The following is a 21,804-nucleotide window of genomic DNA, read 5'->3' on the forward strand; positions in this document are numbered from 1 at the left end:
GCTGTCCTTCGCAACGCACGCGCTGTGCGAGAATGGCAGACGGACCCCGGCGCCCCGAGGCGCCATACCCGACCGACGGAGTGACACCCATGAGCAAGCGCGCCCGCAAGCGTCGCTCGCGCAAGGGCAACGCGGCCAACCACGGCCGCAAGCCCAACGCCTGAGCCCGCGCACGACGCACCACAAGGGGCGGGGACCGATCAACTGATCGGTCCCCGCCCCTTGTGTGTCGGTCGCGCCGCGACTCGCGCGGTGCCGTCGCTCAGTCCGTCAGCCTGACCTGGATCGTGGTGATCCGAGCCATGATCTGGGTCCGCAGCTCGACCGGAGCCTCCTCGCAGGCACACGAGCGCTTCACGAGCGCCTTGAGCGCCTGGTCGAGGTCGTACTCCTTCAGGCAGGGACCGCAGGCGTCGAGGTGCTGCTTGATCTTGGCGGTGTCGTCGGAGGTCATCTCTCCGTCGAGGTACTCGTAGACGCGGTGCAGGACCTCAGAGCAGTCGGAGGCGTTCGGGTCGCTGGCGCTGCTCATGAGTCCGCTCCCTGCGTGGCGAAGCCGCGCTCGGCGGCATACTCGGTGAGCAGCTCGCGCAGCTGACGGCGGCCGCGGTGCAACCGCGACATCACGGTGCCGATGGGGGTGTCCATGATCTCCGCGATCTCCTTGTACGCAAATCCCTCGACGTCTGCGAGGTAGACCGCCATCCGGAAGTCTTCGGGCAGCTCCTGGAGAGCACGCTTGACCTCGGTGTCGGGCAGGTGGTCCAGGGCCTCGGTCTCGGCCGAGCGCAGGCCGGCCGAGGTGTGCGACTCGGCGCGGGCCAGCTGGTAGTCCTCGATCTCGGAGGCGTCGGACTGCAGTGGCTCGCGCTGCCGCTTGCGGTAGGTGTTGATGTAGGTGTTGGTGAGGATGCGGTACATCCACGCCTTGAAGTTCGTCCCGGGCCGGTACTGGTGGAACGCGGCGTAAGCCTTGGCGTAGGTCTCTTGGACGAGGTCCTCGGCGTCCGCCGGGTTACGGGTCGTGCGCAGGGCGGCCGAGTAGAGCTGGTCCAGCAGGGGCATGGCCTCGCGTTCGAACCGCGCCTGCCGGTCCTCGCGGGACTCGGAGGCCACGTCGACGGTGGCGTCGGAGGCGGAGATGTCAGTCATTACCCTCCAGCCTAACGCGGGCGCACCACTGTCGACGGCGGGAGACGCAGCGCGCACGGGACGCTCGTCGGTGAGCACGGGCACAGCCTGCTCCTTCGTCCTGGACGGGTGGTGGGTGTCCTGAGATTCAACCGTGCGGCGCCGCGCCTCATTCCCCGGCCGTATGCCGCGCAGCCGCGCGGCATACGGCCCCGGCCCTGCGCGGGAAGTTTCACAGGCTCCACACAGGCTGACGTCATCGATAGTCCAGCGTCTGCGCCCACTCTGTGCACGACCAACAAAGGAGTGCACGTGCGACGGTGGGTGTCCGGCAGGAAGAAGTGGGTCCCAGCGGTGGCGGCGGTGGTGCTCGTGGCGGCCGGCGTCGGCGGCTGGGCCCTGGTGCGCCCGGGCCAGAGCCAGGCCACGACGACGACGTCGATCACGGCCACGGCGACCGTGGGGACCGTCCGTCAGACCATCGCGACGACCGGGACGCTGGCGCCGGCACAGCGGGCTGACCTCACCTTCCAGGTGTCGGGAACGGTGACGAGCGTGCCAGTGGCGGTGGGCCAGCATGTCGCCGCGGGTGCGACCCTCGCCACGGTGGGCAACACCGACCTGCGCACCTCCGTCGACCTCGCCACGGCCAGCGTCACAGCCGCCGAGGACCAGGTCACCAGTGCGGCCACGGGCACGGCGGCGCAGCAGGCATCCGCGGCTGCCCAGCTCGCGGCGGCTCGCAGCACCCTCGCGCGAGCCCAGGCCAGCCTGGCCGAAGCGACCCTCACCTCCCCCATCACAGGCACCGTCGCGGCCGTCTCGATCTCGCCTGGTGACGTGGTGAGCGGGTCGAGCAGCTCCAGCGGATCGGGCGGCTCGGGCTCGGGCTCGGGCGGCTCCGGCGCGGGCTCGGGCGTGGGGTCAGGTGGATCGGGGGGCTCGTCAGGGGCGGGCGCCAGCTCCAGCAATGCCACCAGCTCGGCACAGATCACTGTCATCTCGACCACCGCCTGGGTGGTGAACGCCTCGGTGGGTGCCTCCGACCTGGCCTCGGTGCACCCGGGCCTGCAGGTGGTCATCACGCCTGACGGCACCAACCAGCAGGTGTTCGGCACGGTGAGCTCGGTCGGCATCATGGCGAGCTCGGGCTCCGCCGGGACGGCTGCCTTCCCCGTGGTGGTCAAGGTGACCGGCAACCCGCCAGGCCTGTATGCCGGTGCCGGCGTCAGTGCCGCGATCGTCGTCAAGCAGCTGGACAACGTCCTGACCGTGCCGACCGCCGCGGTGACCTCGGACAGCAACGGCACCTACGTGACCGTGGTGAAGAACGGTCACAACACCAAGACCAAGATCGTCATCGGCACCGTGCTCGGCGGGTCGACGCAGGTCCTGTCGGGGATCAGCTCCGGCGACCAGATCCTCGTGCGGCAGCTGAGGTTCAACGGCGGGGGCGGCGGCACCACCCAGCGACTGCGCGGAACCGGCGGCGGGGGCGGCGCCGGCGGGTTCGGTGGGGGTGGCTTCGGGGGCGGTGGCTTCGGGGGCGGCGGCGGAGGCGGTGGCGGGCAGGCTCCCGCCGGCAGCGGGGGGAACGGCTGATGAACGCCACCGCCCCGGTGATCCTCAGCCTCCAGGACGTGCGGAAGACCTATGCGACCGGCGCCGTGGCCGTCGATGCCCTTCGTGGGGTGTCGATGGAGGTCGACTCGGGCGACTACGTCGCCATCATGGGTCCGTCAGGGTCCGGCAAGTCGACCCTGATGCACATCATCGGGTGCCTGGACGTGCCGACATCCGGCCGGTACGAGCTGGCCGGCCAGGACGTGAGCGGCATGAGCGAGGCCCAGCTCGCGCACGTCCGCAACGCCCAGATCGGCTTCGTCTTCCAGCAGTTCAACCTCCTGCCGACGCTCACGGCCTGGCGCAACGTCGCCCTCCCCCTCTGTTATGCCGGCGTCCCCGCGGCCCAGCGACGCGCCCGCGCCGTCACGGCCCTGGAGCGCGTCGGCCTCGCCGACCGCGTCGACCACCGCCCGGGCGAGCTGTCCGGCGGCCAGCAGCAGCGCGTGGCCATCGCCCGCGCCCTGGTGACCGACCCCTCGCTCCTGCTCGCCGACGAGCCCACCGGCAACCTCGACAGCACCTCCACCGAGGAGGTGCTGCGCCTGCTCGACGACCTGCATGACAGCGGGAGAACCATCCTGCTGATCACCCACGAGGAGGACGTCGCGCACCGCGCCCAGCGCACGCTGCGCATCCGGGACGGCGAGCTGGACCACCTGCTCCCGGCGGGAGCGCGGGAATGAGCTGGCCAGAGACGTTCCGAGCGGCCATCGAGGCCATCGGATCCCGCCGTCTGCGATCGGTGCTCACGACACTGGGCATCCTCATCGGCATCGCCGCGGTCATGCTCACGGTCGGACTCGGGCAGGGCGCGCAGAACACGGTGCGCGACCAGATCGGCAAGCTCGGCTCCAACCTGCTGATCGTCTCCCCCGGCAGCGTGACGAGCGGCACCGGCCTGCGCGGCGGTCGCGGTTCGGCCTCGACACTGACGACCCGCGACGCGGCGATGTTGAGCGACCGGTCCGTAGCTCCCGACATCTCGAGCCTGGCGCCGGTGAGCAGCGGCTCCTACTCCGTGGTCGCGGGGAGCACCAACTGGACCACCACCGTCGTCGGCACGACCACCGACTGGCCCACAGTGCGATCCCGGACGGTCGACCAGGGCCGCTTCTTCAGCAGCGCCGAGGCCGCCAACGCAGCCGAGGTGGCGGTCATCGGGACGACCACGGCCACCGAGCTCTTCGGAGGGCGCAATGCAGTCGGCCAGAGCATCAGCATCGACGGGTCGACCTTCACGGTGATCGGCGTCCTGGGCTCCGTGGGCTCGACGACGAGCGTGGACGAGGACGACCAGGTCGTCATACCCGGCACGACCTACGCAAGCCGCCTCAGCTCCTCGGGCAACGCCGCGTCGGTCAGCACGCTCTATCTCAAGGCGAGCTCGCAGGACTCGCTCTCCGCGGCATACCAGGAGGCGCACGCAGCGCTGCTTGTCTCCCACCGGGTCACGGCCGCCTCCGCGGACTTCACCATCAGCAGCCAGCAGTCGCTCGTCCAGACCGCAACGTCGACCGACCGCACGCTCACGATCCTGCTGGGCGGCATCGCGGCCATCTCCCTGCTGGTCGGCGGCATTGGCGTCATGAACATCATGCTCGTGTCCGTCACCGAGCGGATCCGGGAGATCGGCCTGCGCAAGGCTCTCGGCGCGACGCCCGGTGCGGTGCGCCGCCAGTTCCTCGCGGAGGCCAGCATCCTGGGACTGTCGGGTGGGGTCCTGGGACTTGCCCTCGGGTATGTCGGGTCGCAGGTACTCCCGCGGTTCCTCAGCCAACCGGTGTCCATCGAGCCTTGGGTCGCGGTAGGCGCGTTGCTGATCTCCCTCGCGATCGGCGTCGGCGCGGGCGTCTATCCAGCCACCCGCGCGGCCCGGCTTGCGCCGATCGATGCGCTGCGAAGCGAATGACTTTGTCTACCAATAGAACTCAGGAGCACCACGCTATGTCTCGTCTCATCCGGCCCGCTTCAGCCCTCGGTCTCGCCTGCGTCGTCGTGCTGTCCGCATGCGGAGCCGGCAGCGGCACGACCGGCGCGACGTCAGCAGGCACCACGTCGCCCACCTCGGCTGCGGGGAACGGCCAGGGGGCTGCCGGACAGGGCCGCTTCCCGGGAGTCAACGGTCTCGTCGCCGCCGTGGACGGCCACACGCTGCAGGTGCAGGGCAACGGGATACAGACGGCCGTGAACTTCACCAGCGCCACGAAGTTCACCGCCGAGCGGGCGGCCAAGCGCAGCGACGTGACGGTCGGCTCGTGCGTGATGGTGCGCAGCGGCTCCTCCGGCCAGAACGCTCCGTCCACCCCGCCGACCACCCAGGTCGCTGCCAGCGTCAGCATCACGCCGGCTGTGGCTGGGAGCTGCACTGCGGGACGCGCCGGCTCCGGAGGGGGCTTCGGCGGAGGGTTCCCCGGCAGGACGGGTGGCACGCCGCCCACCGGGCAGCGGACCGGCAGCGGTCGGTCCGGTGGCTTCCGAGGTGGCGCCTTCGGTCAGGTCACGGCCGTGACGGCGACGGGCTTCGACGTGAAGACCGCGGTCCGCAACGGTGCCGGGGCCGGGACGGCGACGCCGACCACGCGGGTGGTCCACGTGACGACGACCGCCAGCACGACCTACACCCGCACGGCGGCCGCGACCTTCACGGCGGCCGCCGTGGGTACGTGTGTGACCGCAACGGGCACCTCCGACCAGACCGGCGCCCTCACGGCACGGGTCATCAACGTCCGCCCGGCTGTCAACGGTGCATGCAGCCTGGGCTTCGGACGTCCGGCGGGGGCGACGACCAATGGCTGACGTGATGCGGGGGCGCAGGACCCGGCTGGTCGCCGGGGGTCTGGCCGTCGCGGTCGTCCTCGGCGGGAGCCTGGTCGCCCGCGCGATGGCAGCCAGCAACCCCACGAGCGGCGACCGGACGGCGCAGGCCACGCTGGGCAGCGTGGCCCAACGCCTCGACCTCACCGGAACGGTGGAGCAGGTCGACCTGAGGACGGCCAAGTTCGCGGTCCAGGGGACGGTCTCGTCGGTCGCGGTCTCGCTGGGTCAGAACGTCAGGGCGGGACAGGTGCTCGCCAGGCTCGACCCCGCCGACCTCCAGGACGCCGTCACCCAGGCACGGGCCACCTTGGCGCGCGCCCAGGAGTCCCTGGCCGCCGACGAGAGCGGCACGTCGACCGCGTCCGGGTCCGGAGCGTCCGGGTCCGGGCCTTCGGGGTCCACCTCGTCCGGGTCCGGGGCGTCCGGGGCGTCCGCGGCCGGGGCGTCCGGCACCTCCGCGTCGTCCGCACTACCGACGGTCTTCCTCGCACCAGGGACCCATACGGGCAGCACCAGTGGCGCGGGCTCGCCCACAGGTCGCGGCACCGGCCCCACCACCGGTACGGCGCCGACCTCGACGGCATCCGCGCGCCAGCAGGTCCTCAGCGCCCAGACGTCGGTGCGTTCGGCGGAGCAGGCTGCCACCGCCGCCCAGCGCCTGGCCGAGCAGGCCCTGGCCAAGGCGACCACCACGTGCGCCCCCGTTCTGGGTTCGAACGGGTCAGGCGGCCCCGGCCCCTCCCCGAGCGGCTCCCCGACCGGGTCGCCCTCCCCGACCACCTCGGTCCCGACCGGGTCTCCCACCTCCACGTCGACTCCCACCAGCACCGGCACCGGCGGCGGGGCGAGCACGCCGTCCGCCGCTCAGCTCGCAGCCTGCATCCAGGCCCTCACCGCAGTCCGCAACGCGCAGGCCGCAGTGACCACTGCTCAGGTCGCCGTGACCGCCGCGCAGAGTGGCCTCGACGCCGCACAGCGCGCCTGGGAGAAGGCGCTGACCTCGGTCTCAACCTCGACGGGCACCACCGGCTCGCGATCTGGCACCACCGGCTCCCGTTCTGCCACCGCCGGCACGTCGACCTCCCACCAGGGAACCTCGGGCTCCTCCAGCTCCCGGCTGGGTGGCACGTCCGGCACCTCGGCCCGCTCCACCGGCGGCTCATCCTCGGCGGGCTCGTCCTCGACCGGCAGTGCCGCAGCCGCGGCGGCCCGGGTCGCCTCGGACCAGGCCTCCGTCACTCAGGCGGAGCTGAGCTTGGGCAAGGCCGAGGCCAACCTGGCCGACGCCACCCTGACCGCGCCCATCTCGGGAGTGGTGGCCGCTGTGGGCCTGACTCCCGGCACGGCCTCTGGCGGCAGCATCAGCCTCATCGGCTCGGGCGGCGCCACCGTCACCGTCGAGGTGCCCGCGACGTCGATCGCCCGGGTCGCCGCCGGCGAGCAGGTCGACGTCACCCCGCCCGGTGCGCTCACTCCCGTAGCCGGCACGGTGCAGCAGGTCAGCCTCCTGCCAGCCCAGAGCAGCACCACCTCCTCGGTCACGACCTATCCGGTCGTCATCGCCGTCGCCCAGCCCACGCCCACGCTGGCGGCAGGCTCACGCGCCAGCGCCAGCATCCTGCTGGACACGGCCGACGGGGTCATCACCGTCCCGAACTCGGCGATCACCACGACATCTGCGACCACCGGCGTGGTCACCCTGGTCAGCGGAACGACCACCACCCGCACCCCGGTGACCCTTGGCGTCATCGGGGCCACCCGCACCCAGGTCGTCAAGGGCGTCAAGGTCGGCCAACACGTCCTCCTCGCTGACCCGACCCAGCCGCTGCCGACGTCGAGCAGCACGACCACCCGCTTCGGTAACGGTGGCTTCGGCGGCGCGGGCGGGTTCGGCGGTGCGGGCGGGTTCGGCGGCGCGGGCGGGTTCGGCGGCGGGCGCCGCGTCGTCAGCGGCGGGGGCGGCTGACCAGGAGCGGCTCAGCCGAGCGCGGAGAGGAAGGACCGCGCGGCATCGACCACCTCGCGGGGCTCCCTGCCGAAGCTGTGCGTGCCCTGCACCCCGACGACGTATGCCGGGTCCGGCACCACCGCCTGCACCTCGCCTGGGGTGCCGAAGGGGTCTCGCCGCCCCTGGATGACGCGGACGGGCAACCCAGCTTCTATGGGCAGCAGCAGCTCCGGTGCCCGCGAGCGCTCCGGCTGGCCGGGCGGATGCAACGGGAACGCCAGACACAGCACACCCGCCGCGTCCAGCTCGACGGCAGTACGGCACGCGACGCGCGCGCCCGCACTGCGGCCGCCGACCACCACGGGTCCGGGCAGGGCGCCACGTCCCGAGCGCAGCGAGCGCACGATCGGCACCCACGCCTCGTCCAGGGCCGGCGGTCTGCTGGCGACCTTGCGTCCCGCGAGGCGCCAGGGCTGGTCGACGAGCACCACGGCCCAGCCCAGCGACGTCATGGCCTCGGTCACCGCCACGAGGTCGCCGGTCCACCCGGTCCCTCCCGCGCCGTGTCCCAGCAGGAGGGTCGCCGTGGCGCGCGCCGGTCGATAGACCGTGGCTCGTCCCGGACCCTGTGGCGTCTCGATCTGGGTGACCCGGGTGGGCTTCACGCGGTGCCGCCGATGATCTCTCCGGTCATCGGGTCCACGACCCCGTCCAGCTCGTCCTTCCCCGCCGGCTCGACGAGCTGCGGTCCGTTGCTGCGGTTGGACGACACCGCCCGGCCCACGGGGTGAGCCTCGAACCGGCCCGGCTCGGCATACGCCAGCAGGTGCGCGACCTCGTCGCGGTCGGTCATCGTCGGGTCGAGCCAGGTGGCCCAGTCCCCGGGCTCGAGGACGAGCGGCTGCCGGTCGTGGATGCGGTCGAGTCCTGGTTCGGCGGCGGTCGTGATGATCGTGAAGGTGGTCAGCCAGGCCTCAGGGTCCTCGGGGTCGGCAATCGCGCTGTCCCGCCAGAACTCGTACAGCCCCGCGAACGCCACACTGTGCCCGTCCGCGCGGTGCATGAAGAAGGGCTGTTTGCGCGGGTTGCCCTTGGCGTCCTTGGCCACCGGCGACTTCTGCCACTCGTACCAGCCGAGCGCCGGCACCAGGCAGCGCCGGCTCAGTGCGGCTTTGGCAAAGGCGCCCTTCTCCAGGACGGACTCGGCCCTGGCGTTGATCATCCGGGCGCCGATGGCGACGTCCTTGGACCAGCTCGGCACCAGGCCCCACGTGAGCAGTCGCAGCTGGCGCTCGGGCGCCGGCTCACCGGAATACTCCTCGGTGGGCTTCCCGGACCGCGGCACCCGGCTGAGCACGACCGGAGCCTGCTTGCTCGGGGCCAGGTTGTAGTCGGGGGTGCCGGCCGGCGGCGACTGCGGGTTCTTGAGGATGCTGCGCGCCGGGTCGCCCGTGCGGTCCTGGTCGACCTCGAACTCCTCGACGAGCTCGTCGGGGTTGGCGGTGGCTGCATAACGGCCGCACATGGCGGCAAGACTACGTGGACCGGTTGAGCAGCGACGGCGCCCAGGCCATACGGTAAGAAGGAACCGACGTGTCCATCTGCTTGACAGGAGTGACCATGACGCTCGTCCGCCGCGTGGCCCGGCCCATGCTGGCCGCCATCTTCGTCGTCCAGGGTCTGGAGCAGCTGCGCCACCCGTCGGCCCTCTCCGCCAAGGTCTCGCCGCTGGCGGCCCGGCTGGGACCGCTCGGGGTCCCCAACGACCCTGAGCTGCTCGTGCGGGCCAACGGCGCGACCATGGTCGGCGGCGGCGCCCTGCTGGCCACCGGCCGCGTGCCGCGCATCGCCTCGTGGGCTCTGGCCGGGGCCCTCGTCCCCACGACGTACGTAGGCCACCCCTTCTGGGCCGAGAGCGACCCGGCGGCGAAGCGGATGCAGCGCATCTCCTTCCTCAAGAACCTCGGGCTGCTCGGCGGCCTCCTGCTGGCCGCGGTCGACACCGAGGGCCGTCCCGGCCTGGCCTATCGGGCGGGCATGGTCACCGACGCCGCCAAGCGCAACGCCCGCCGGACCCGCCGTGAGGCGAAGCGCGCCGCCCACGCGGCCCGTCGCGAGGCCAAGCTCGCTGCGACCCAGGCGCACGATGCCCTCACCTGACCCCGCGTCAGCCACCAGCGAGACCTGGGCGGCGCCCACTGCCCCTGGGCCGGTCCACGCCGAGGCGGTCCTGCCCGGTAGCAAGTCCCTCACCAACCGCTATCTCGTCCTGGCGGCCCTCTCAGGCAGCACCTCACGGCTGAGACGCCCGCTGCGCTCCCGCGACACGCTGCTCATGGCGCAGGGCCTGCGGCAGCTGGGTGCCGGCATCGACGACGCCACCTCCGACGTCGCCGGCGGCTCGGACTGGATCGTCACGCCTGCCTCCCTCCGTGGCGGCACTCGGGTCGAGTGCGGGCTGGCGGGCACGGTGATGCGCTTCCTGCCGCCCGTGGCGGCGTTGTGCGACGGGCCGGTCGAGTTCGACGGCGACCCCCAGGCGCGGGTACGACCGATGGGTCCTGTCCTGCAGGCCCTCGGCGCACTGGGTGCGCAGGTGGACGACGGAGGGCGCCGCACCCTGCCCTTCACGGTGCACGGCACCGGCCGTATGCCGGGTGGCTCGGTCACCCTCGACGCCTCCTCCTCCTCGCAGTTCGTGTCGGCGCTGCTCCTGGCCGGCGCCCGGTACGAGCAGGGGGTCACCGTCAGGCACGAGGGCCCGCCGGTCCCCTCCGAGCCGCACATCGACATGACCATCGAGACGCTGCGTGACGCCGGGGCGATCATCGACGACAGCGAGCCCGACGTGTGGCGGGTCGAGCCGTCCGAGCTCGTCGGTCTGGACGTCCTCGTCGAGCCGGACCTGTCCAACGCCGCGCCGTTCCTGGCCGCCGCCCTCGTCACCGGTGGCCGGGTCACCGTCCCGGGATGGCCGCAGCACACCACCCAGGCCGGGGACGCGATCCGGGACATCCTCGACGCCATGGGCGCCGACGTGAGCCTCGCCCGCGACGGCCTGACCGTGTCCGCATCCGGCGGCGTCTCCGGCATCGACGTCGACCTCCACGACGCCAGCGAGCTCACCCCGGTGGTGGCGGCCCTGGCGGCGCTGGCCGACTCGCCCAGCGTGATCCGGGGTGTGGCCCACATCCGTGGCCACGAGACCGACCGTCTGGCGGCGCTGGCTCGCGAGTTCGGGGCGCTGGGCGGCCTCGTCAGCGAGACGGAGGACGGTCTGCGCATCTGGCCGGCAACCCTGTCCGGGGGCCTGTTCCACACGTACGCCGACCACCGGATGGTCATGGCCGGCGCCGTGCTCGGACTGCGCGTCCCGGGCGTCCTGGTCGAGGATGTCGGCACCGTGGCCAAGACCATGCCCGACTTCGTCCCGCTCTGGGAACGCCTGCTCGTCGCCGACCGAGACGCCGCCCGCGCATGAGCCGACGCGCCTCGGACTACGACGAGAGCGACGTCCGCATCCGACCCGGCCGACGGGGGTCACGACCCCGGTCCAAGGACCGTCCGGCGCACGACGACGCCCTGCGCGGCATGGTCACGGCCGTGGACCGCGGCCGTTACACCATCCTGGTGGCAGAGGGCGTCGGCGGCGGCGACCAGCCGGAGCGGGTCGTGACCGCCATGAAGGCGCGTGAGCTGGGCCGCAGGGGAATCGTCGTCGGCGACGAGGTCGGGCTGGTGGGTGACACCAGCGGCAACCCCGACGGGCTGGCGCGGGTGGTCCGGGTCAACCCGCGTCGCTCCGTGCTGCGGCGCTCTGCCGACGACACCGACCCGGTGGAGCGCGTCATCGTCGCCAACGCAGACCAGCTCGTCATCGTCTGCGCGCTGACCAACCCCGAGCCGCGACCCAGGCTCATCGACCGGTGCCTGGTCGCGGCCTATGACGCCGGCCTGGCCCCTTTGCTGGTGCTCACCAAGGCCGATCTCCAGGACCCCGGCCCGTTCCTCGCGAGCTATGCCCCGTTGAACGTCCGCCACGTGGTGACGTCCACCGGCAGGTCGGCCTTCGAGGGACTCGAAGCGTTGTACGACCAGCTCGTGGACCGGGTCAGCGTCTTCGTCGGCCACTCGGGCGTGGGGAAGTCCACGCTGGTCAACGGGCTGGTCCCCGCCGCCGGACGGGCCACCGGCGTCGTCAACGACGTCACGGGCCGTGGGCGGCATACGTCCAGCTCTGCGGTGGCGTTGCGCCTGCCAGGGCGGCATGGATGGGTCATCGACACCCCTGGCGTGCGCTCGTTCGGGCTGGCCCACGTGGACCTCGAGCGGATCATCACGCACTTCCCCGATCTCGAACCCGGCACCGAGCGGTGCCCCCGCGGCTGCTCGCACGACGAGCCGGAGTGCGCCCTCGACGCGTGGGTCGGATCGGGTCAGGCCGGTCCAGCCGGGCCGTCCCGGCTGGAGTCCCTGCGCCGGCTGTTGCGGGCGCGCTCCGGCGAGACCGACTGACCCCACACACGGCCTCACACCAATGGCAGCTGCGCGCCAGTACGGCAGGAACTACCTACCGTTTCGACACGCAGCTGCCGTGGTGTGGGAAGACCGCTTCAGCCCAGGGTCAGGCGTCCAGGCTCTGGTCGGTCAGGTCGACCGTCTCGATGATCTCACGGGGAGCCGCGAAGTGGCAGGCCGACAGGTGGCCGCGCACACCGTCGGGTCGCACCTCCAGCAGCGGGATGTCCACCGAGCACTTGTCCTGAGCCTTGAAGCACCGCGTGTGGAACCGGCAGCCCGAGGGAGGGTTGGCCGGCGACGGCACGTCGCCGTACAGCATGATCTGCTCGCGCTTGTCGCGCAGGGTGGGGTCCGGCACGGGAACGGCTGACAGCAGCGCCTGGGTGTAAGGGTGCGTCGGACGCGCATAGATCTCGTCCTCCTCGCCCAGCTCTGCCATCTTGCCGAGGTACATGACACCCACACGGTCGGAGATGTGCCGCACCACCGACAGGTCGTGGGCGATGAACACATAGGCGAGGCCGAGCTCGTCCTGGAGCTTCTCCATCAGGTTGACGACCTGTGCCTGCACCGAGACGTCGAGCGCGGAGACCGGCTCGTCACAGATCAGCACCTTGGGGTTGAGCGCGATACCGCGAGCGATGCCGATGCGCTGCCGCTGTCCACCGGAGAACTGGTGGGGGTATCGGTTGATGTGCTCGGGGTTGAGACCCACCAGGTCGAGCAGCTCCTGCACCGCCTTGCGACGCCCCTTCTTGGGCACGACGTCCGGGTGGATGTCGAAGGGCTCGCCGACGATGTCGCCCACGGTCTTGCGGGGGTTGAGCGACGTGTAGGGGTCCTGGAAGACGATCTGGATGTCACGACGCAGGCGACGCATCGCGCGACCACGCTGGGCGAACATGTCGACGCCGTCGAACGTCACGGTGCCCGAGGTCGGCTCCTCGAGCCGCATCAGCAGGCGGCCCAGGGTCGACTTGCCACACCCCGACTCACCGACGATGCCGAGCGTCTCGCCCTTGTGGAGCTCGAAGCTGACGCCGTCGACGGCCTTGACATGCCCGACGGTGCGACGCAGGACGCCGCCCTTGATGGGGTAGTACTTGACCAGGTCGGTCGCGGTCAGAATGGCCTCAGCCATTGAGGACCTCCTCGGCAAAGTGGCAGGCGGACTCGCGCCCCGGAGCGACCTCACGCAGCGGCGGGCGCTCCGCCGTGCAGATGTCCTGGGCGAACTTGCACCGCGGGTGGAACGCACAGCCGGACGGGATGCGCATCAGGTTCGGGGGAAGCCCGCCGATGGCGGCGAGCTGCTGGCCCTTCTGGTCGAGGCGTGGGATCGACTCGAGCAGGCCCTTGGTGTAGGGGTGACCCGGCTTGCGGTAGAGGTCGAAGACATCCGCCCGCTCGACGATGCGCCCGGCGTACATGACCGCGATCTTGTCGGCCACGTCCGCCACCACACCGAGGTCGTGCGTGATGAGGATGAGCCCCATGTGGCGCTCCTCCTGGAGCTCCTGGAGCAGGGCCATGATCTGAGCCTGCACGGTGACGTCCAGGGCCGTCGTGGGCTCGTCGGCGATGAGCACCGCAGGATCGAGGGCGATGGCCATCGCGATCATGATGCGCTGGCGCATGCCGCCGGAGAACTGGTGCGGGTAGGCCCGCACCCGCTCCTTGGCCGCGGGGATCTGCACGCGCTGCATGAGCTTGACGGCCCGCTCGAGGGAGTCGGACTTGTTCATGCCGCGGTGCTTGCGGAACATCTCCGCGATCTGCCAGCCGACCGGGAACACCGGGTTGAGCGAGGACAGCGCGTCCTGGAAGACCATCGAGATCTCCGGACCCCGGGTCTTGCGGCGCTGCTCGGCCGGCATCGTGAGCAGGTCCTGCCCGCAGTAGCGGATCTGACCCTGCGGGATGACTGCCGGCGGCATGTCGAGGATGCCCATGATCGCCTGGGCGGTCACCGACTTGCCTGAGCCGGACTCGCCCAGGATCGCCAGAGTCTCGCCCTGGTAGAGGTTGAAGTCCACCCCGTTGATCGCCCGGGCGATGCCGTCAGGGGTGTGGAACTCGACGTGGAGGTTGTCCACCTCGAGGAGCAGGCCGTCCTTGGCCTCGTAGGCCGAGTCGGCAGAGGTCTTGGCCGACCTGGATGCAGTAGTCGTCATGGTGTGGGGGTCTCTCCTGCCTCAGCGGGACTTCGGGTCGAAGGCATCGCGCACCGCGTCGCCGAGCATGATGAAGGCCAGAACCGCCAGGCTCAGGAAGAGGCTGGGGAACAGCAGGATGTGCGGGGTGGTGCGCAGCGCGTCGAGGGCATCGGAGATGGCCACGCCCCACGACACCGCGGGAGGCGTCAGGCCGATGCCGAGGAAGCTCAGCGTGGCCTCGACGGAGATGAACACACCCAGGTTGATGGTCGCGACGACGATGACCGGAGCCACGGCGTTGGGCAGCACGTGAGCACGGATGATCCGCCACGGGCTCGCACCAAGGGCTCGCGCCGCCTGGACGTAGTCGTTGGGCTTGACCTGCAGGACGGCCGAGCGCATCAGCCGGGCGATGCTCGTCCAGCCGAAGATCGACAGCACCAGGACGACCTTGCCGACGACGACGAGGTAGGGGCTGTCGGCGTTGTTGGGGAACGTGGCCATGAACAGGATGCCGCCGAGCAGCAGCGGGATCGCGAAGAACACGTCCGTGATCCGCGAGACCACCGCGTCGAGCCAGCCACCGTAGTAGCCGGCGATGGTGCCCATGGCTCCGCCGACCAGTGTGGTGACCAGCGTGGTGAAGACACCCACCAGGATCGAGGCCCGAGCGCCGTAGATGGTGCGCGAGTAGATGTCGTAGCCCTGGATGTCGCGACCGAACCACGCCTTGGAGCTGGGCGTGGCCCGGGCGTCCGCGAGCACGGCGTTGTTGGGGTCGATGTGAGTGAACAGCGACGGCCACGCCGACATCAGCACGAACAGCACGATGAGGATGACCGACACCCAGAAGATCGGGTTCTTCTTCAGGGAACGCCAGGCATCGCTGCCGAGCGACCGCGCGACGTCGTCGCTCTGGGTGGGGCCGGCCTCGGCCGAGACGGCAATCGTCGATGACTCAGTCATGGCTGATCCTCGGGTCGAGCACGCCGTACAGCAGGTCGACGAGCAGGTTGACGAGCAGGAACACCAGCACGAGGATCGTCACCGTGCCCACGACGGACACGCCGTCGCGGTTGTGGATGCCCTGGAACAGGTAGCCACCGACGCCCTGGATGTTGAAGATGCGCTCGGTGACGATGGCACCACCCAGCAGGCTGCCGAAGTCGGCGCCGACGAAGGTGATGACCGGGATGAGGGAGTTCCGCAGCGCGTGGACGCCGATGGTCCGACTGCGGGTCAGTCCCTTGGCGACGGCCGTCCGGATGTAGTCAGCGCGCAGGTTCTCGACCAGGTTGGTGCGGGTCAGCCGCGCGGCATACGCGATCGAGGAGCTGCCGAGCACGAAGGCGGGCATGATCAGCTCGTAGATCGTCCCGTCCGAGGACGTGACGGGGAAGAGGTTCCACTGCACGCCGAGGTAGTACTGCATCGTCTCGCCGATGACGAACACCGGGATCGCGATGACGAAGAGCGTGCTCACCAGGACGAGGTTGTCGATGAACTTGCCCTTGCGTATGCCGGCCAGGACGCCGGCCAGGACGCCGATCGCCCCCTCGAAGATGATGGCCATCAGGGCGAGCTTGGCGGTCGTCGGGTAGCGCTGCGTCAGCTCGTCAGACACCTGCTGGCCGCGGAAGGTCGTGCCGAGGTCGCCCTTGGCCAGGTTGGTCATGTACTTGGCGTACTGGGTCGGCAGGGGGTCGTTCAGGTTGTGCTCGGCGCGAAACGAGGCCACGAAGCCCGGTGAGCACGGTCGCTCACCGCACATGCCGGCGGTCGGGTCACCCGGCAGGGCGAAGACCATGGCAAAAATGATGAACGTGGAGCCAAGCAGCACGGGGATCATCTGAAGGACTCGCCGTATGACGTACTTGTACACGTCACCTCCTCTGGGTTGGCGCCCACGGGCGGGGGTGGTCCCGGTGGCGAAGCTGGACAGAGCCTGACGGGTGCTCTACACCCGAGACGCTCATCACAACATAGTCGTACGAACAGGGAACACACACAGACCCGGGGGTGACCAGTCCGTGCGCGTCCCTGTCATTGGACAGGCCATCGGCCTGCCGGCACTGGGCCGGCAGGCCGACGACGCTGTTTTGCCAGCTCGAGGTGAGCGGGCCAGGTGACCTTACTTCAGCGAGAGGCTGGCAAGGTCGATGGTGCCGAACGCCGTGATCTTGACGTTGGTGACCTTGTTGGACCAGCCGAAGGTGGCGGTGGAGTACCACATGGGGATGACCGGCATGTCGGTCGCCAGGATGGCCTCAGCCTGCTGGTACTTGGCGTTGGCCTGGGCCGGGTCGGTCTGGGCGGCAGCCTCCTGGATGAGCTTGTCGAACGCCGGGTTGCTGTAGTCGCCGTCGTTCGAGGAAGCCTTGGTCTCGTACAGCGGAGCCAGGAAGTCCTCGATGGACGGGTAGTCCATCTGCCAACCGGTGCGGAACATGCCCTTCATCTTGTGGGCGGTGATGAGGCTGCGGAAGGTGGCGAAGTCGACGACCGGGGTCGCGACACAGTCGACGCCGAGCGCGCTCTTGATCGAGTTGCAGGTCGCCTCCGTCCACGCCTTGTGCGAGGAGTCCGCGTTGTAGGAGAGCGTCATCTTCGAGCCCTTGAAGCCACCGGCCTCGTCGAGCAGGGCCTTGGCCTTGGCCGGGTCGTAGACGCAGTACTGACCACAGGCGTTCGCCTTGTAGCCGTCAACGACCGGGGAGACCCAGCCGGTGGCGGGCACGCGGGTGTTGTTGAAGATCTGCTTGACGATCGTCTTGCGGTCGATCGCCTCGGAGATCGCCTGGCGGATCTTCGGGTTGGCGTAGTTCGGGTCGACACTCGTCGGCGCGAACGTGATCGTCTGGATGACACCGACGGGCCGCTGGCTGTTGCGGTTCGGGAGGTCGGTCTTGTACTTGTCATCGATCATGGCGCTGGTCGGGACCGAGTCGGTCACGTCGAGCTGGTTGGCGATCACGTCGTTGTAGGCGGCGTTCTCGTCCTGGTAGATCTTGAACGTCACGTTGTCGAGGTGGGCCGGCCACTTGCCTGCGTAGTCCTTGAACTTCGCGAGCTTGATCTCGGTGTTCTTGGTCCACGAGACGAACGAGAACGGACCGGCGCCGATCGGGTGCTCACCGAACGCCTTGGGGTCGGAGAAGAACGAGTCGGGCAGCGGCGCGAAAGCCGTGTAGCCCAGGCGAACCGGGAGGTTGGAGACCTTGTCGGTCGTCTTGATGGTGAAGGTGTAGTCATCCTTCACGACCAGACCGGACATCTTGTCGGTCTTCGGCTTGGTCTTGCACGCGGCGTCTGCGCACTGCGTGTCGTTGAAGCCGTCGATGGGCTGGAAGAAGTAGCTGTTCTGCTGGGCGTTCGGACCGTAGGCAGCCCAGTTCCAGGCGTCGACGAAGTTCTTGGCCTTGACCTCGGTGCCGTCCTGGAACTTGTAGCCGTGCTTGAGCGTCACGGTGAAGTTCTGGTTGTCGGTCGTCGCGATCTTGTCAGCGATGTCGTTCTCAGGGGCGCCCGTCTGAGCGTTGTAGTGGACGAGCTTGGCCGTGATGGCGTCGATGACGTTGCCGCCGCAGGTCTCGTTGGTGTTGCTGGGAACGAGCGGGTTCTGCGGGTTGCACCCGTGGACCGTGACAGAGCCGCCGGTCTTGGCAGCGGCACTCGAGCTGGAGCTGGAGCTCGAGCCGCCGTTGTTTCCGCCACACGCTGCAGCAAGCAGCGCGACTGCGGAGACACCGGCAACCAAAGCCGCCGTGCGAGCAGTTCCTCGCATTGATGTCCTCCTACTTAGGGGTCAGATCGTTCAGATGAACGTCGGTCCGAGCCACGCACCGGTTTGAGCGCAGCCCTGTAACGCCCAGGGCGTCGTGTTGTGGCACCCATGAAAGAGCACTTGCCGCGCAAACGCGACGATATGAGGCAAGCCGAGACAGAAACGTGATCGTCTTGTAGCAGGGGCGAAGAGAATTCTTCGGCCGATGTCCGTTTTGCCGCCGTATGCCGTCATTTCAGACACATGCGGCCCCTTCACCTCAGTCTCCGAGCTCCGGCGCCCGTCGATGCCGGCACCGCGCGCACGGCGCGTGGGGGGCCGCCGCGACCATCCGACGGGCTAGCGTGAGCGCGTGCCCTCCTATGACGACGACCTGCGCCTCGCCCACGTCCTGGCGGATGCCGTCGAGCGGATCACCATGTCGCGGTTCCGGGCAGAGGACCTCACGGTGGAGTCCAAGCCCGACCTGACCCTGGTCAGTGACGCGGACAAGTCGGCCGAGGAGCTCGTCCGGGCGCAGCTCAAGCGCACCCGCCCGCGCGACGCGGTCGAGGGTGAGGAGTTCGAGACGACGGGGCACGGTCCTCGTCGCTGGGTCATCGACCCGATCGACGGTACGCACAACTTCGTCCGGGGGGTCCCGGTGTGGGGCACCTTGATCTCGCTGGTCGACAACGAGACACCCGTGCTGGGGCTGGTCGCCGCTCCGGCGCTGGGCCGGCGCTGGTGGGCCGCCAACGGGTCGGGTGCGTGGTCCGGCCGCAGCCTCGCCGCGGCCAAGCGCATCCATGTCTCCAAGGTCAGCCGCATCGAGGACGCCTCGCTGTCGTACTCGAGCCTGAAGGGCTGGGGCGCCCTGGAGCGACAGGATGAGTTCCTCGACCTGGCGGACGACTGCTGGCGCACTCGCGCCTACGGCGACTTCTGGTCCTACATGCTCGTCGCCGAGGGCGCCGTCGACATCGCCGCCGAACCCGAGCTCGCCGTCTACGACATGGCCGCCCTCGTGCCCATCGTCACCGAGGCCGGGGGTCGCTTCACCTCGCTGGCGGGCAAGGACGGCCCGTGGGGCGGGAACGCGCTCGCCACCAACGGCATCCTGCATGACGAGGTGCTGGCGCGGATCGGCACGCAGGCGCGCTCCAACCACTGACGCGGTGGGTCAGGCAGGGACGACGCTCACGTCGCCCACCCCGGCGGCACGCAGGCCATCGGCATACGTGGCAGCGTCGCCCACAACCACGATCGTCCACTCCCCCGTGACCCACCGGCCATAGGCACGAGTCAGCGCAGCGGCGTCGAGCTCCTGCATGGCGAGCAGCGTCTGGGTCGTGAAGTGGGTCGTGAGGCCCTCGAGAGCGAGGTTCGCGGCCTCGTCGGCGACGGCGTCGGCCACGGCGAACCGGCCGGGCGCCGTCTTGCTCATGAAGTCGATGCCCGCGCGGACCTCTGCGTCGTCGAAGCCGTCCCTGGCGCCGTTGAGGATGCCGACGAGCAGCGCCACGGACTCGACCGTCGAGTCCGCGCGGACCGAGCCAGAGGTGAGGAACAGCCCACCCACCCGCCGCGGCCGGAAGCCCGAGCGGATCCCGTAGGTGTAGCCCTTCTCTTCGCGCAGCACCGCGTCCACCCGCGCGTTCGGTGACCCACCCACGACGAACGACAGGACCGGGTATGCCGCCCAGCCGCCCTCCGCCCGGCGGTCCGGACCGGACCAGCCGACGACCAGCTCGCTCTGGACCGACCCCGGGCGGTCGACCAGCACCACGCGTGCTGCGTCGCTCGCGCGTCGTGCGAGGGTGGGCGCAGGCGCGATCACCTGGCCGTCGGGCAGCCACGCGCCCAGGGTCGACTCGGCGAGCGCCCCGATGTCGAGGCCCGACAGGTCACCCGCCACCACCAGCGTCGCCCCGAGAGGGCCGACATGACGTCGGTGGAAACCGACGATGTCCCGCCTGGTCATGGCGCGGATCGTCTCGGGCGTGCCGGCGGTGGGACGCGAGGCGCGCTCGCCGGAGTCGTAGTGCGTGGCGAGGAACTCGCGGCCGGCCCGCTGAGGCGCCAGGGCACGCTCCTGCTCGATCTCGGCCAGGCGCGTCTTGAGGTGACGGTCCACCTCGGCCTGGGGGAAGACGGGCTCCGCGAGCGTCTGGCGGAGCAGGTCGAGCGCCTCGGGCAGCTTGGCCTTGGGGACGTCCAGCGCGACCCCCAGGCCGTTGTCACTGACGGAGGCGCCATAGGCGATCCCCTTGCGCTCCAACAGCTCGGCGAACTCCTCGGAGCTGTGCTCGGCCGTACCCTCGTCGAGCAGCCGGGACATCAAGGTCGCCACGCCCTCCACGTCGCGCGGCTCCTCGGACAGCGGGAACGGCACGACGGCGCGCACCGACACGACGTACTGGCCGGGAATGTCGTAGACGAGCAGACCGACGCCGTTGGCCAGCGTGCGACGGGCCGGCTCGGGGAAGGTCCACGGCTCCGGGGGCAGCACCGGCGGGCGCTCGATGGTGGGAACGGTGCTCATGCCGCGTCCTCCTGACGGTCGACGAGGTGGGCGACGACGACGCGGCTCGATGGCCGCAGCCACCGTGCTGCCGCGTCCTGCACCTGGCGCGCGGTGACCGATCTCAGCCGGTCGAGATAGGTGTTGACGAGGTGCGGGTCGCCGTGGAGCAGGGCGTGCTGGCTGATGAGATCCGCACGCTCCTCCTGGCTGGCCAGCGCCGAGAGCCAGCCGCGCTCCGACTGCGCCAAGGCGGACTCGAGCTCGACCTCGGTCGGGCCCTCCTGGGCCAGCCCCTCGAGCTCCTCCAGCACCGCCCGCTCGAGCGCGTCCGGGTCATGCCCTTCGGCCACGTCGATGACGACGAAGCCGAGGGACACCCCGTCGACGAAGCCCATGGCGTGGGCTTGGACGCTGTTGGCAGCCTGCTCGCGCCGGACGAGGCGCTGGACCAGGCGAGAGGTGGTCAGACCCCCGAGGACGTCGACCGCGAGCGAGGCCGCGAAGAACTCCGTGGTGTTCGCGACGGGCAGCCGGAAGGCGAGGTGCAACCGGTCGTTCGGCACGTTGCCGGGGCGGTCGACGCGAACCGGCCCCTCGATCGGCGGAAGCTGCGGCAGGGCCGTGCGGGGAGGCTCAGCGGAGGCGGGCAGAGAACCGAAGTAGCGCTCCGCGGCAGCGAACCCCTCCTCGGCCGTCAGGTCGCCGACGAGGGTGAGCACCGTGGTGTTCGGACCGTAGAACCGGCGGTAGAACGCGTGCACGTCCTCGAGGCTCGCCGCATCGAGGTCCTCCATCGAGCCGATCGTCGGGTGGTGGTAAGGATGCTCGGGCGGGAACACCGCGGCATACACCTCGATCAGGGCCTTGCCGTAGGGGACGTTGTCGTAGCGCTGACGCTTCTCCTCCTTGACCACGTCCCGCTGGTTGTCGAGGTTCGCCTGGGTGACGGCGTCGAGCAGGAACCCGTGCCGGTCGGCCTCCATCCACAGCGCCAGCTCGTAGGCGCCCTTGGGGACCGTCTCGAAGTAGTTGGTGCGGTCGAACCACGTGGTGGCGTTGAGCCGACCACCCTCGGCCATCAGCCGGGTGAAGTGCTCACCCCCTGCGACGTTGCGCGACCCCTGGAACATCAGGTGCTCGAAGAGGTGAGCGAAGCCGGTGCGGCCCGGCGACTCATGGCGAGACCCGACGTTGACCCACAGGTTGACCGTCACCACCGGAACACTGCTGTCGGGAGAGACGACCACCCTCAGGCCGTTGTCGAGGGTGCGCTCGTGGATCGGATAGTCCAGGGGCATGGCGACACCATAGGCGA

Annotated in this window: 21 protein-coding genes; 10 read left to right on the forward strand and 11 right to left on the reverse strand. The window is 70.1% G+C overall.

The annotated features are described in order from the left end of the window. The first annotated feature begins 89 nt into the window (after positions 1 to 89). Positions 90 to 164 carry a 50S ribosomal protein bL37 gene (locus tag VGN50_RS13175; protein WP_369791897.1) on the forward strand — a complete coding sequence of 25 codons (75 nt, stop codon included), beginning with the start codon at positions 90 to 92 and terminating at the stop codon, positions 162 to 164. A 98-nt stretch (positions 165 to 262) separates the two neighbouring features. On the opposite strand, the gene rsrA is transcribed toward VGN50_RS13175, so the two are convergent. Next, a complete protein-coding gene (gene rsrA / locus VGN50_RS06995) occupies positions 263 to 532 on the reverse strand; it encodes a mycothiol system anti-sigma-R factor (RefSeq protein WP_327443997.1) in 270 nt (89 codons plus the stop codon). Continuing rightward, positions 529 to 1,236, reverse strand: coding sequence for a sigma-70 family RNA polymerase sigma factor (locus VGN50_RS07000; protein ID WP_414694572.1), 708 nt, complete (start codon positions 1,234 to 1,236; stop codon positions 529 to 531). The genes rsrA and VGN50_RS07000 overlap by 4 nt, the downstream gene beginning before the upstream one ends. 207 nt (positions 1,237 to 1,443) lie before the next feature. On the opposite strand from VGN50_RS07000, the gene VGN50_RS07005 reads away from it, so the two are divergent. The 5 genes from VGN50_RS07005 to VGN50_RS07025 are packed head-to-tail and all read left to right on the forward strand — an operon-like array spanning position 1,444 to position 7,540. After that, the gene (locus VGN50_RS07005; protein WP_327443999.1) at positions 1,444 to 2,733 is read left to right on the forward strand and encodes an efflux RND transporter periplasmic adaptor subunit; all 1,290 of its coding nucleotides are present in this window, start codon (positions 1,444 to 1,446) and stop codon (positions 2,731 to 2,733) included. Further along, on the forward strand, positions 2,733 to 3,440 hold the full coding sequence (locus VGN50_RS07010) for an ABC transporter ATP-binding protein (protein WP_327444000.1): 708 nt from the start codon (positions 2,733 to 2,735) through the stop codon (positions 3,438 to 3,440). The genes VGN50_RS07005 and VGN50_RS07010 overlap by 1 nt, the downstream gene beginning before the upstream one ends. Next, positions 3,437 to 4,666: an ABC transporter permease gene (locus tag VGN50_RS07015; protein ID WP_327444001.1), complete on the forward strand. Its 1,230-nt coding sequence runs from the start codon at positions 3,437 to 3,439 to the stop codon at positions 4,664 to 4,666. The genes VGN50_RS07010 and VGN50_RS07015 overlap by 4 nt, the downstream gene beginning before the upstream one ends. Positions 4,667 to 4,701: 35 nt before the next feature. Then, positions 4,702 to 5,553 (forward strand): hypothetical protein, encoded by an 852-nt coding sequence (locus VGN50_RS07020; RefSeq protein WP_327444002.1) that lies wholly within the window; start codon positions 4,702 to 4,704, stop codon positions 5,551 to 5,553. Next, positions 5,546 to 7,540 carry a biotin/lipoyl-binding protein gene (locus VGN50_RS07025; protein WP_327444003.1) on the forward strand — a complete coding sequence of 665 codons (1,995 nt, stop codon included), beginning with the start codon at positions 5,546 to 5,548 and terminating at the stop codon, positions 7,538 to 7,540. Before VGN50_RS07020 ends, VGN50_RS07025 begins: the two co-directional genes overlap by 8 nt. Before the next feature lie 11 nt (positions 7,541 to 7,551). On the opposite strand, the gene VGN50_RS07030 is transcribed toward VGN50_RS07025, so the two are convergent. Both VGN50_RS07030 and VGN50_RS07035 read right to left on the reverse strand, forming a co-directional pair. Beyond that, positions 7,552 to 8,187: an alpha/beta family hydrolase gene (locus VGN50_RS07030; RefSeq protein WP_327444004.1), complete on the reverse strand. Its 636-nt coding sequence runs from the start codon at positions 8,185 to 8,187 to the stop codon at positions 7,552 to 7,554. Continuing rightward, positions 8,184 to 9,047, reverse strand: a complete 864-nt coding sequence (locus VGN50_RS07035; protein ID WP_327444006.1) for an SOS response-associated peptidase — start codon at positions 9,045 to 9,047, stop codon at positions 8,184 to 8,186. The genes VGN50_RS07030 and VGN50_RS07035 overlap by 4 nt, the downstream gene beginning before the upstream one ends. A gap of 95 nt (positions 9,048 to 9,142) precedes the next feature. On the opposite strand from VGN50_RS07035, the gene VGN50_RS07040 reads away from it, so the two are divergent. From VGN50_RS07040 to rsgA, 3 genes are read left to right on the forward strand one after another with little or no spacing between them, the layout of a single operon-like run. Beyond that, positions 9,143 to 9,682, forward strand: coding sequence for a DoxX family protein (locus VGN50_RS07040; protein WP_327444007.1), 540 nt, complete (start codon positions 9,143 to 9,145; stop codon positions 9,680 to 9,682). Beyond that, complete coding sequence (gene aroA, locus VGN50_RS07045; protein WP_327444008.1) at positions 9,669 to 11,003, forward strand: 3-phosphoshikimate 1-carboxyvinyltransferase; 1,335 nt, start codon at positions 9,669 to 9,671, stop codon at positions 11,001 to 11,003. Before VGN50_RS07040 ends, aroA begins: the two co-directional genes overlap by 14 nt. Beyond that, a complete protein-coding gene (gene rsgA / locus VGN50_RS07050; RefSeq protein ID WP_327444009.1) occupies positions 11,000 to 12,037 on the forward strand; it encodes a ribosome small subunit-dependent GTPase A in 1,038 nt (345 codons plus the stop codon). The genes aroA and rsgA overlap by 4 nt, the downstream gene beginning before the upstream one ends. Before the next feature lie 109 nt (positions 12,038 to 12,146). Here rsgA and VGN50_RS07055 read toward each other — a convergent pair whose 3' ends face one another. The 5 genes from VGN50_RS07055 to VGN50_RS07075 all read right to left on the reverse strand — a co-directional run bounded on the left by VGN50_RS07055 (position 12,147) and on the right by VGN50_RS07075 (position 17,983). Continuing rightward, positions 12,147 to 13,184, reverse strand: coding sequence for a dipeptide ABC transporter ATP-binding protein (locus VGN50_RS07055; RefSeq protein WP_327444010.1), 1,038 nt, complete (start codon positions 13,182 to 13,184; stop codon positions 12,147 to 12,149). Further along, complete coding sequence (locus tag VGN50_RS07060) at positions 13,177 to 14,217, reverse strand: ABC transporter ATP-binding protein (RefSeq protein ID WP_327444011.1); 1,041 nt, start codon at positions 14,215 to 14,217, stop codon at positions 13,177 to 13,179. Before VGN50_RS07060 ends, VGN50_RS07055 begins: the two co-directional genes overlap by 8 nt. A gap of 21 nt (positions 14,218 to 14,238) precedes the next feature. Continuing rightward, on the reverse strand, positions 14,239 to 15,165 hold the full coding sequence (locus tag VGN50_RS07065) for an ABC transporter permease (protein WP_327444012.1): 927 nt from the start codon (positions 15,163 to 15,165) through the stop codon (positions 14,239 to 14,241). Beyond that, positions 15,158 to 16,081 (reverse strand): ABC transporter permease, encoded by a 924-nt coding sequence (locus tag VGN50_RS07070; protein ID WP_327444013.1) that lies wholly within the window; start codon positions 16,079 to 16,081, stop codon positions 15,158 to 15,160. The genes VGN50_RS07065 and VGN50_RS07070 overlap by 8 nt, the downstream gene beginning before the upstream one ends. Positions 16,082 to 16,330: 249 nt before the next feature. Beyond that, a complete protein-coding gene (locus VGN50_RS07075) occupies positions 16,331 to 17,983 on the reverse strand; it encodes an ABC transporter substrate-binding protein (RefSeq protein WP_327444014.1) in 1,653 nt (550 codons plus the stop codon). 352 nt (positions 17,984 to 18,335) lie between these two features. Between VGN50_RS07075 and hisN the strand changes: the two genes are divergently transcribed. Continuing rightward, positions 18,336 to 19,136: a histidinol-phosphatase gene (gene hisN / locus VGN50_RS07080; protein WP_327444015.1), complete on the forward strand. Its 801-nt coding sequence runs from the start codon at positions 18,336 to 18,338 to the stop codon at positions 19,134 to 19,136. A 9-nt stretch (positions 19,137 to 19,145) separates the two neighbouring features. Here the strand turns inward: hisN and VGN50_RS07085 are convergent, their stop codons facing one another. Together VGN50_RS07085 and VGN50_RS07090 are read right to left on the reverse strand one after the other, a co-directional pair. Then, positions 19,146 to 20,507, reverse strand: a complete 1,362-nt coding sequence (locus tag VGN50_RS07085; protein ID WP_327444016.1) for a pitrilysin family protein — start codon at positions 20,505 to 20,507, stop codon at positions 19,146 to 19,148. After that, positions 20,504 to 21,787: a pitrilysin family protein gene (locus VGN50_RS07090; protein ID WP_327444018.1), complete on the reverse strand. Its 1,284-nt coding sequence runs from the start codon at positions 21,785 to 21,787 to the stop codon at positions 20,504 to 20,506. Before VGN50_RS07090 ends, VGN50_RS07085 begins: the two co-directional genes overlap by 4 nt. Positions 21,788 to 21,804 lie beyond the last annotated feature (17 nt).

The sequence above is a fragment of the Pedococcus sp. genome, from assembly GCF_036000045.1.
Taxonomy (GTDB): Bacteria; Actinomycetota; Actinomycetes; order Actinomycetales; family Dermatophilaceae; genus Pedococcus.

What these genes read in the sequence shown, in the direction of transcription:
- rsrA (WP_327443997.1), bottom strand. Translation starts at nt 532, where the DNA reads ATGAGCAGCGCCAGCGACCCGAACGCCTCCGACTGCTCTGAGGTCCTG.
- VGN50_RS07010 (WP_327444000.1), top strand. Translation starts at nt 2,733, where the DNA reads ATGAACGCCACCGCCCCGGTGATCCTCAGCCTCCAGGACGTGCGGAAG.
- VGN50_RS07015 (WP_327444001.1), top strand. Translation starts at nt 3,437, where the DNA reads ATGAGCTGGCCAGAGACGTTCCGAGCGGCCATCGAGGCCATCGGATCC.
- VGN50_RS07020 (WP_327444002.1), top strand. Translation starts at nt 4,702, where the DNA reads ATGTCTCGTCTCATCCGGCCCGCTTCAGCCCTCGGTCTCGCCTGCGTC.
- VGN50_RS07025 (WP_327444003.1), top strand. Translation starts at nt 5,546, where the DNA reads ATGGCTGACGTGATGCGGGGGCGCAGGACCCGGCTGGTCGCCGGGGGT.
- VGN50_RS07035 (WP_327444006.1), bottom strand. Translation starts at nt 9,047, where the DNA reads ATGTGCGGCCGTTATGCAGCCACCGCCAACCCCGACGAGCTCGTCGAG.
- VGN50_RS07040 (WP_327444007.1), top strand. Translation starts at nt 9,143, where the DNA reads ATGACGCTCGTCCGCCGCGTGGCCCGGCCCATGCTGGCCGCCATCTTC.
- aroA (WP_327444008.1), top strand. Translation starts at nt 9,669, where the DNA reads ATGCCCTCACCTGACCCCGCGTCAGCCACCAGCGAGACCTGGGCGGCG.
- rsgA (WP_327444009.1), top strand. Translation starts at nt 11,000, where the DNA reads ATGAGCCGACGCGCCTCGGACTACGACGAGAGCGACGTCCGCATCCGA.
- VGN50_RS07055 (WP_327444010.1), bottom strand. Translation starts at nt 13,184, where the DNA reads ATGGCTGAGGCCATTCTGACCGCGACCGACCTGGTCAAGTACTACCCC.
- VGN50_RS07060 (WP_327444011.1), bottom strand. Translation starts at nt 14,217, where the DNA reads ATGACGACTACTGCATCCAGGTCGGCCAAGACCTCTGCCGACTCGGCC.
- VGN50_RS07065 (WP_327444012.1), bottom strand. Translation starts at nt 15,165, where the DNA reads ATGACTGAGTCATCGACGATTGCCGTCTCGGCCGAGGCCGGCCCCACC.
- VGN50_RS07075 (WP_327444014.1), bottom strand. Translation starts at nt 17,983, where the DNA reads ATGCGAGGAACTGCTCGCACGGCGGCTTTGGTTGCCGGTGTCTCCGCA.
- VGN50_RS07085 (WP_327444016.1), bottom strand. Translation starts at nt 20,507, where the DNA reads ATGAGCACCGTTCCCACCATCGAGCGCCCGCCGGTGCTGCCCCCGGAG.
- VGN50_RS07090 (WP_327444018.1), bottom strand. Translation starts at nt 21,787, where the DNA reads ATGCCCCTGGACTATCCGATCCACGAGCGCACCCTCGACAACGGCCTG.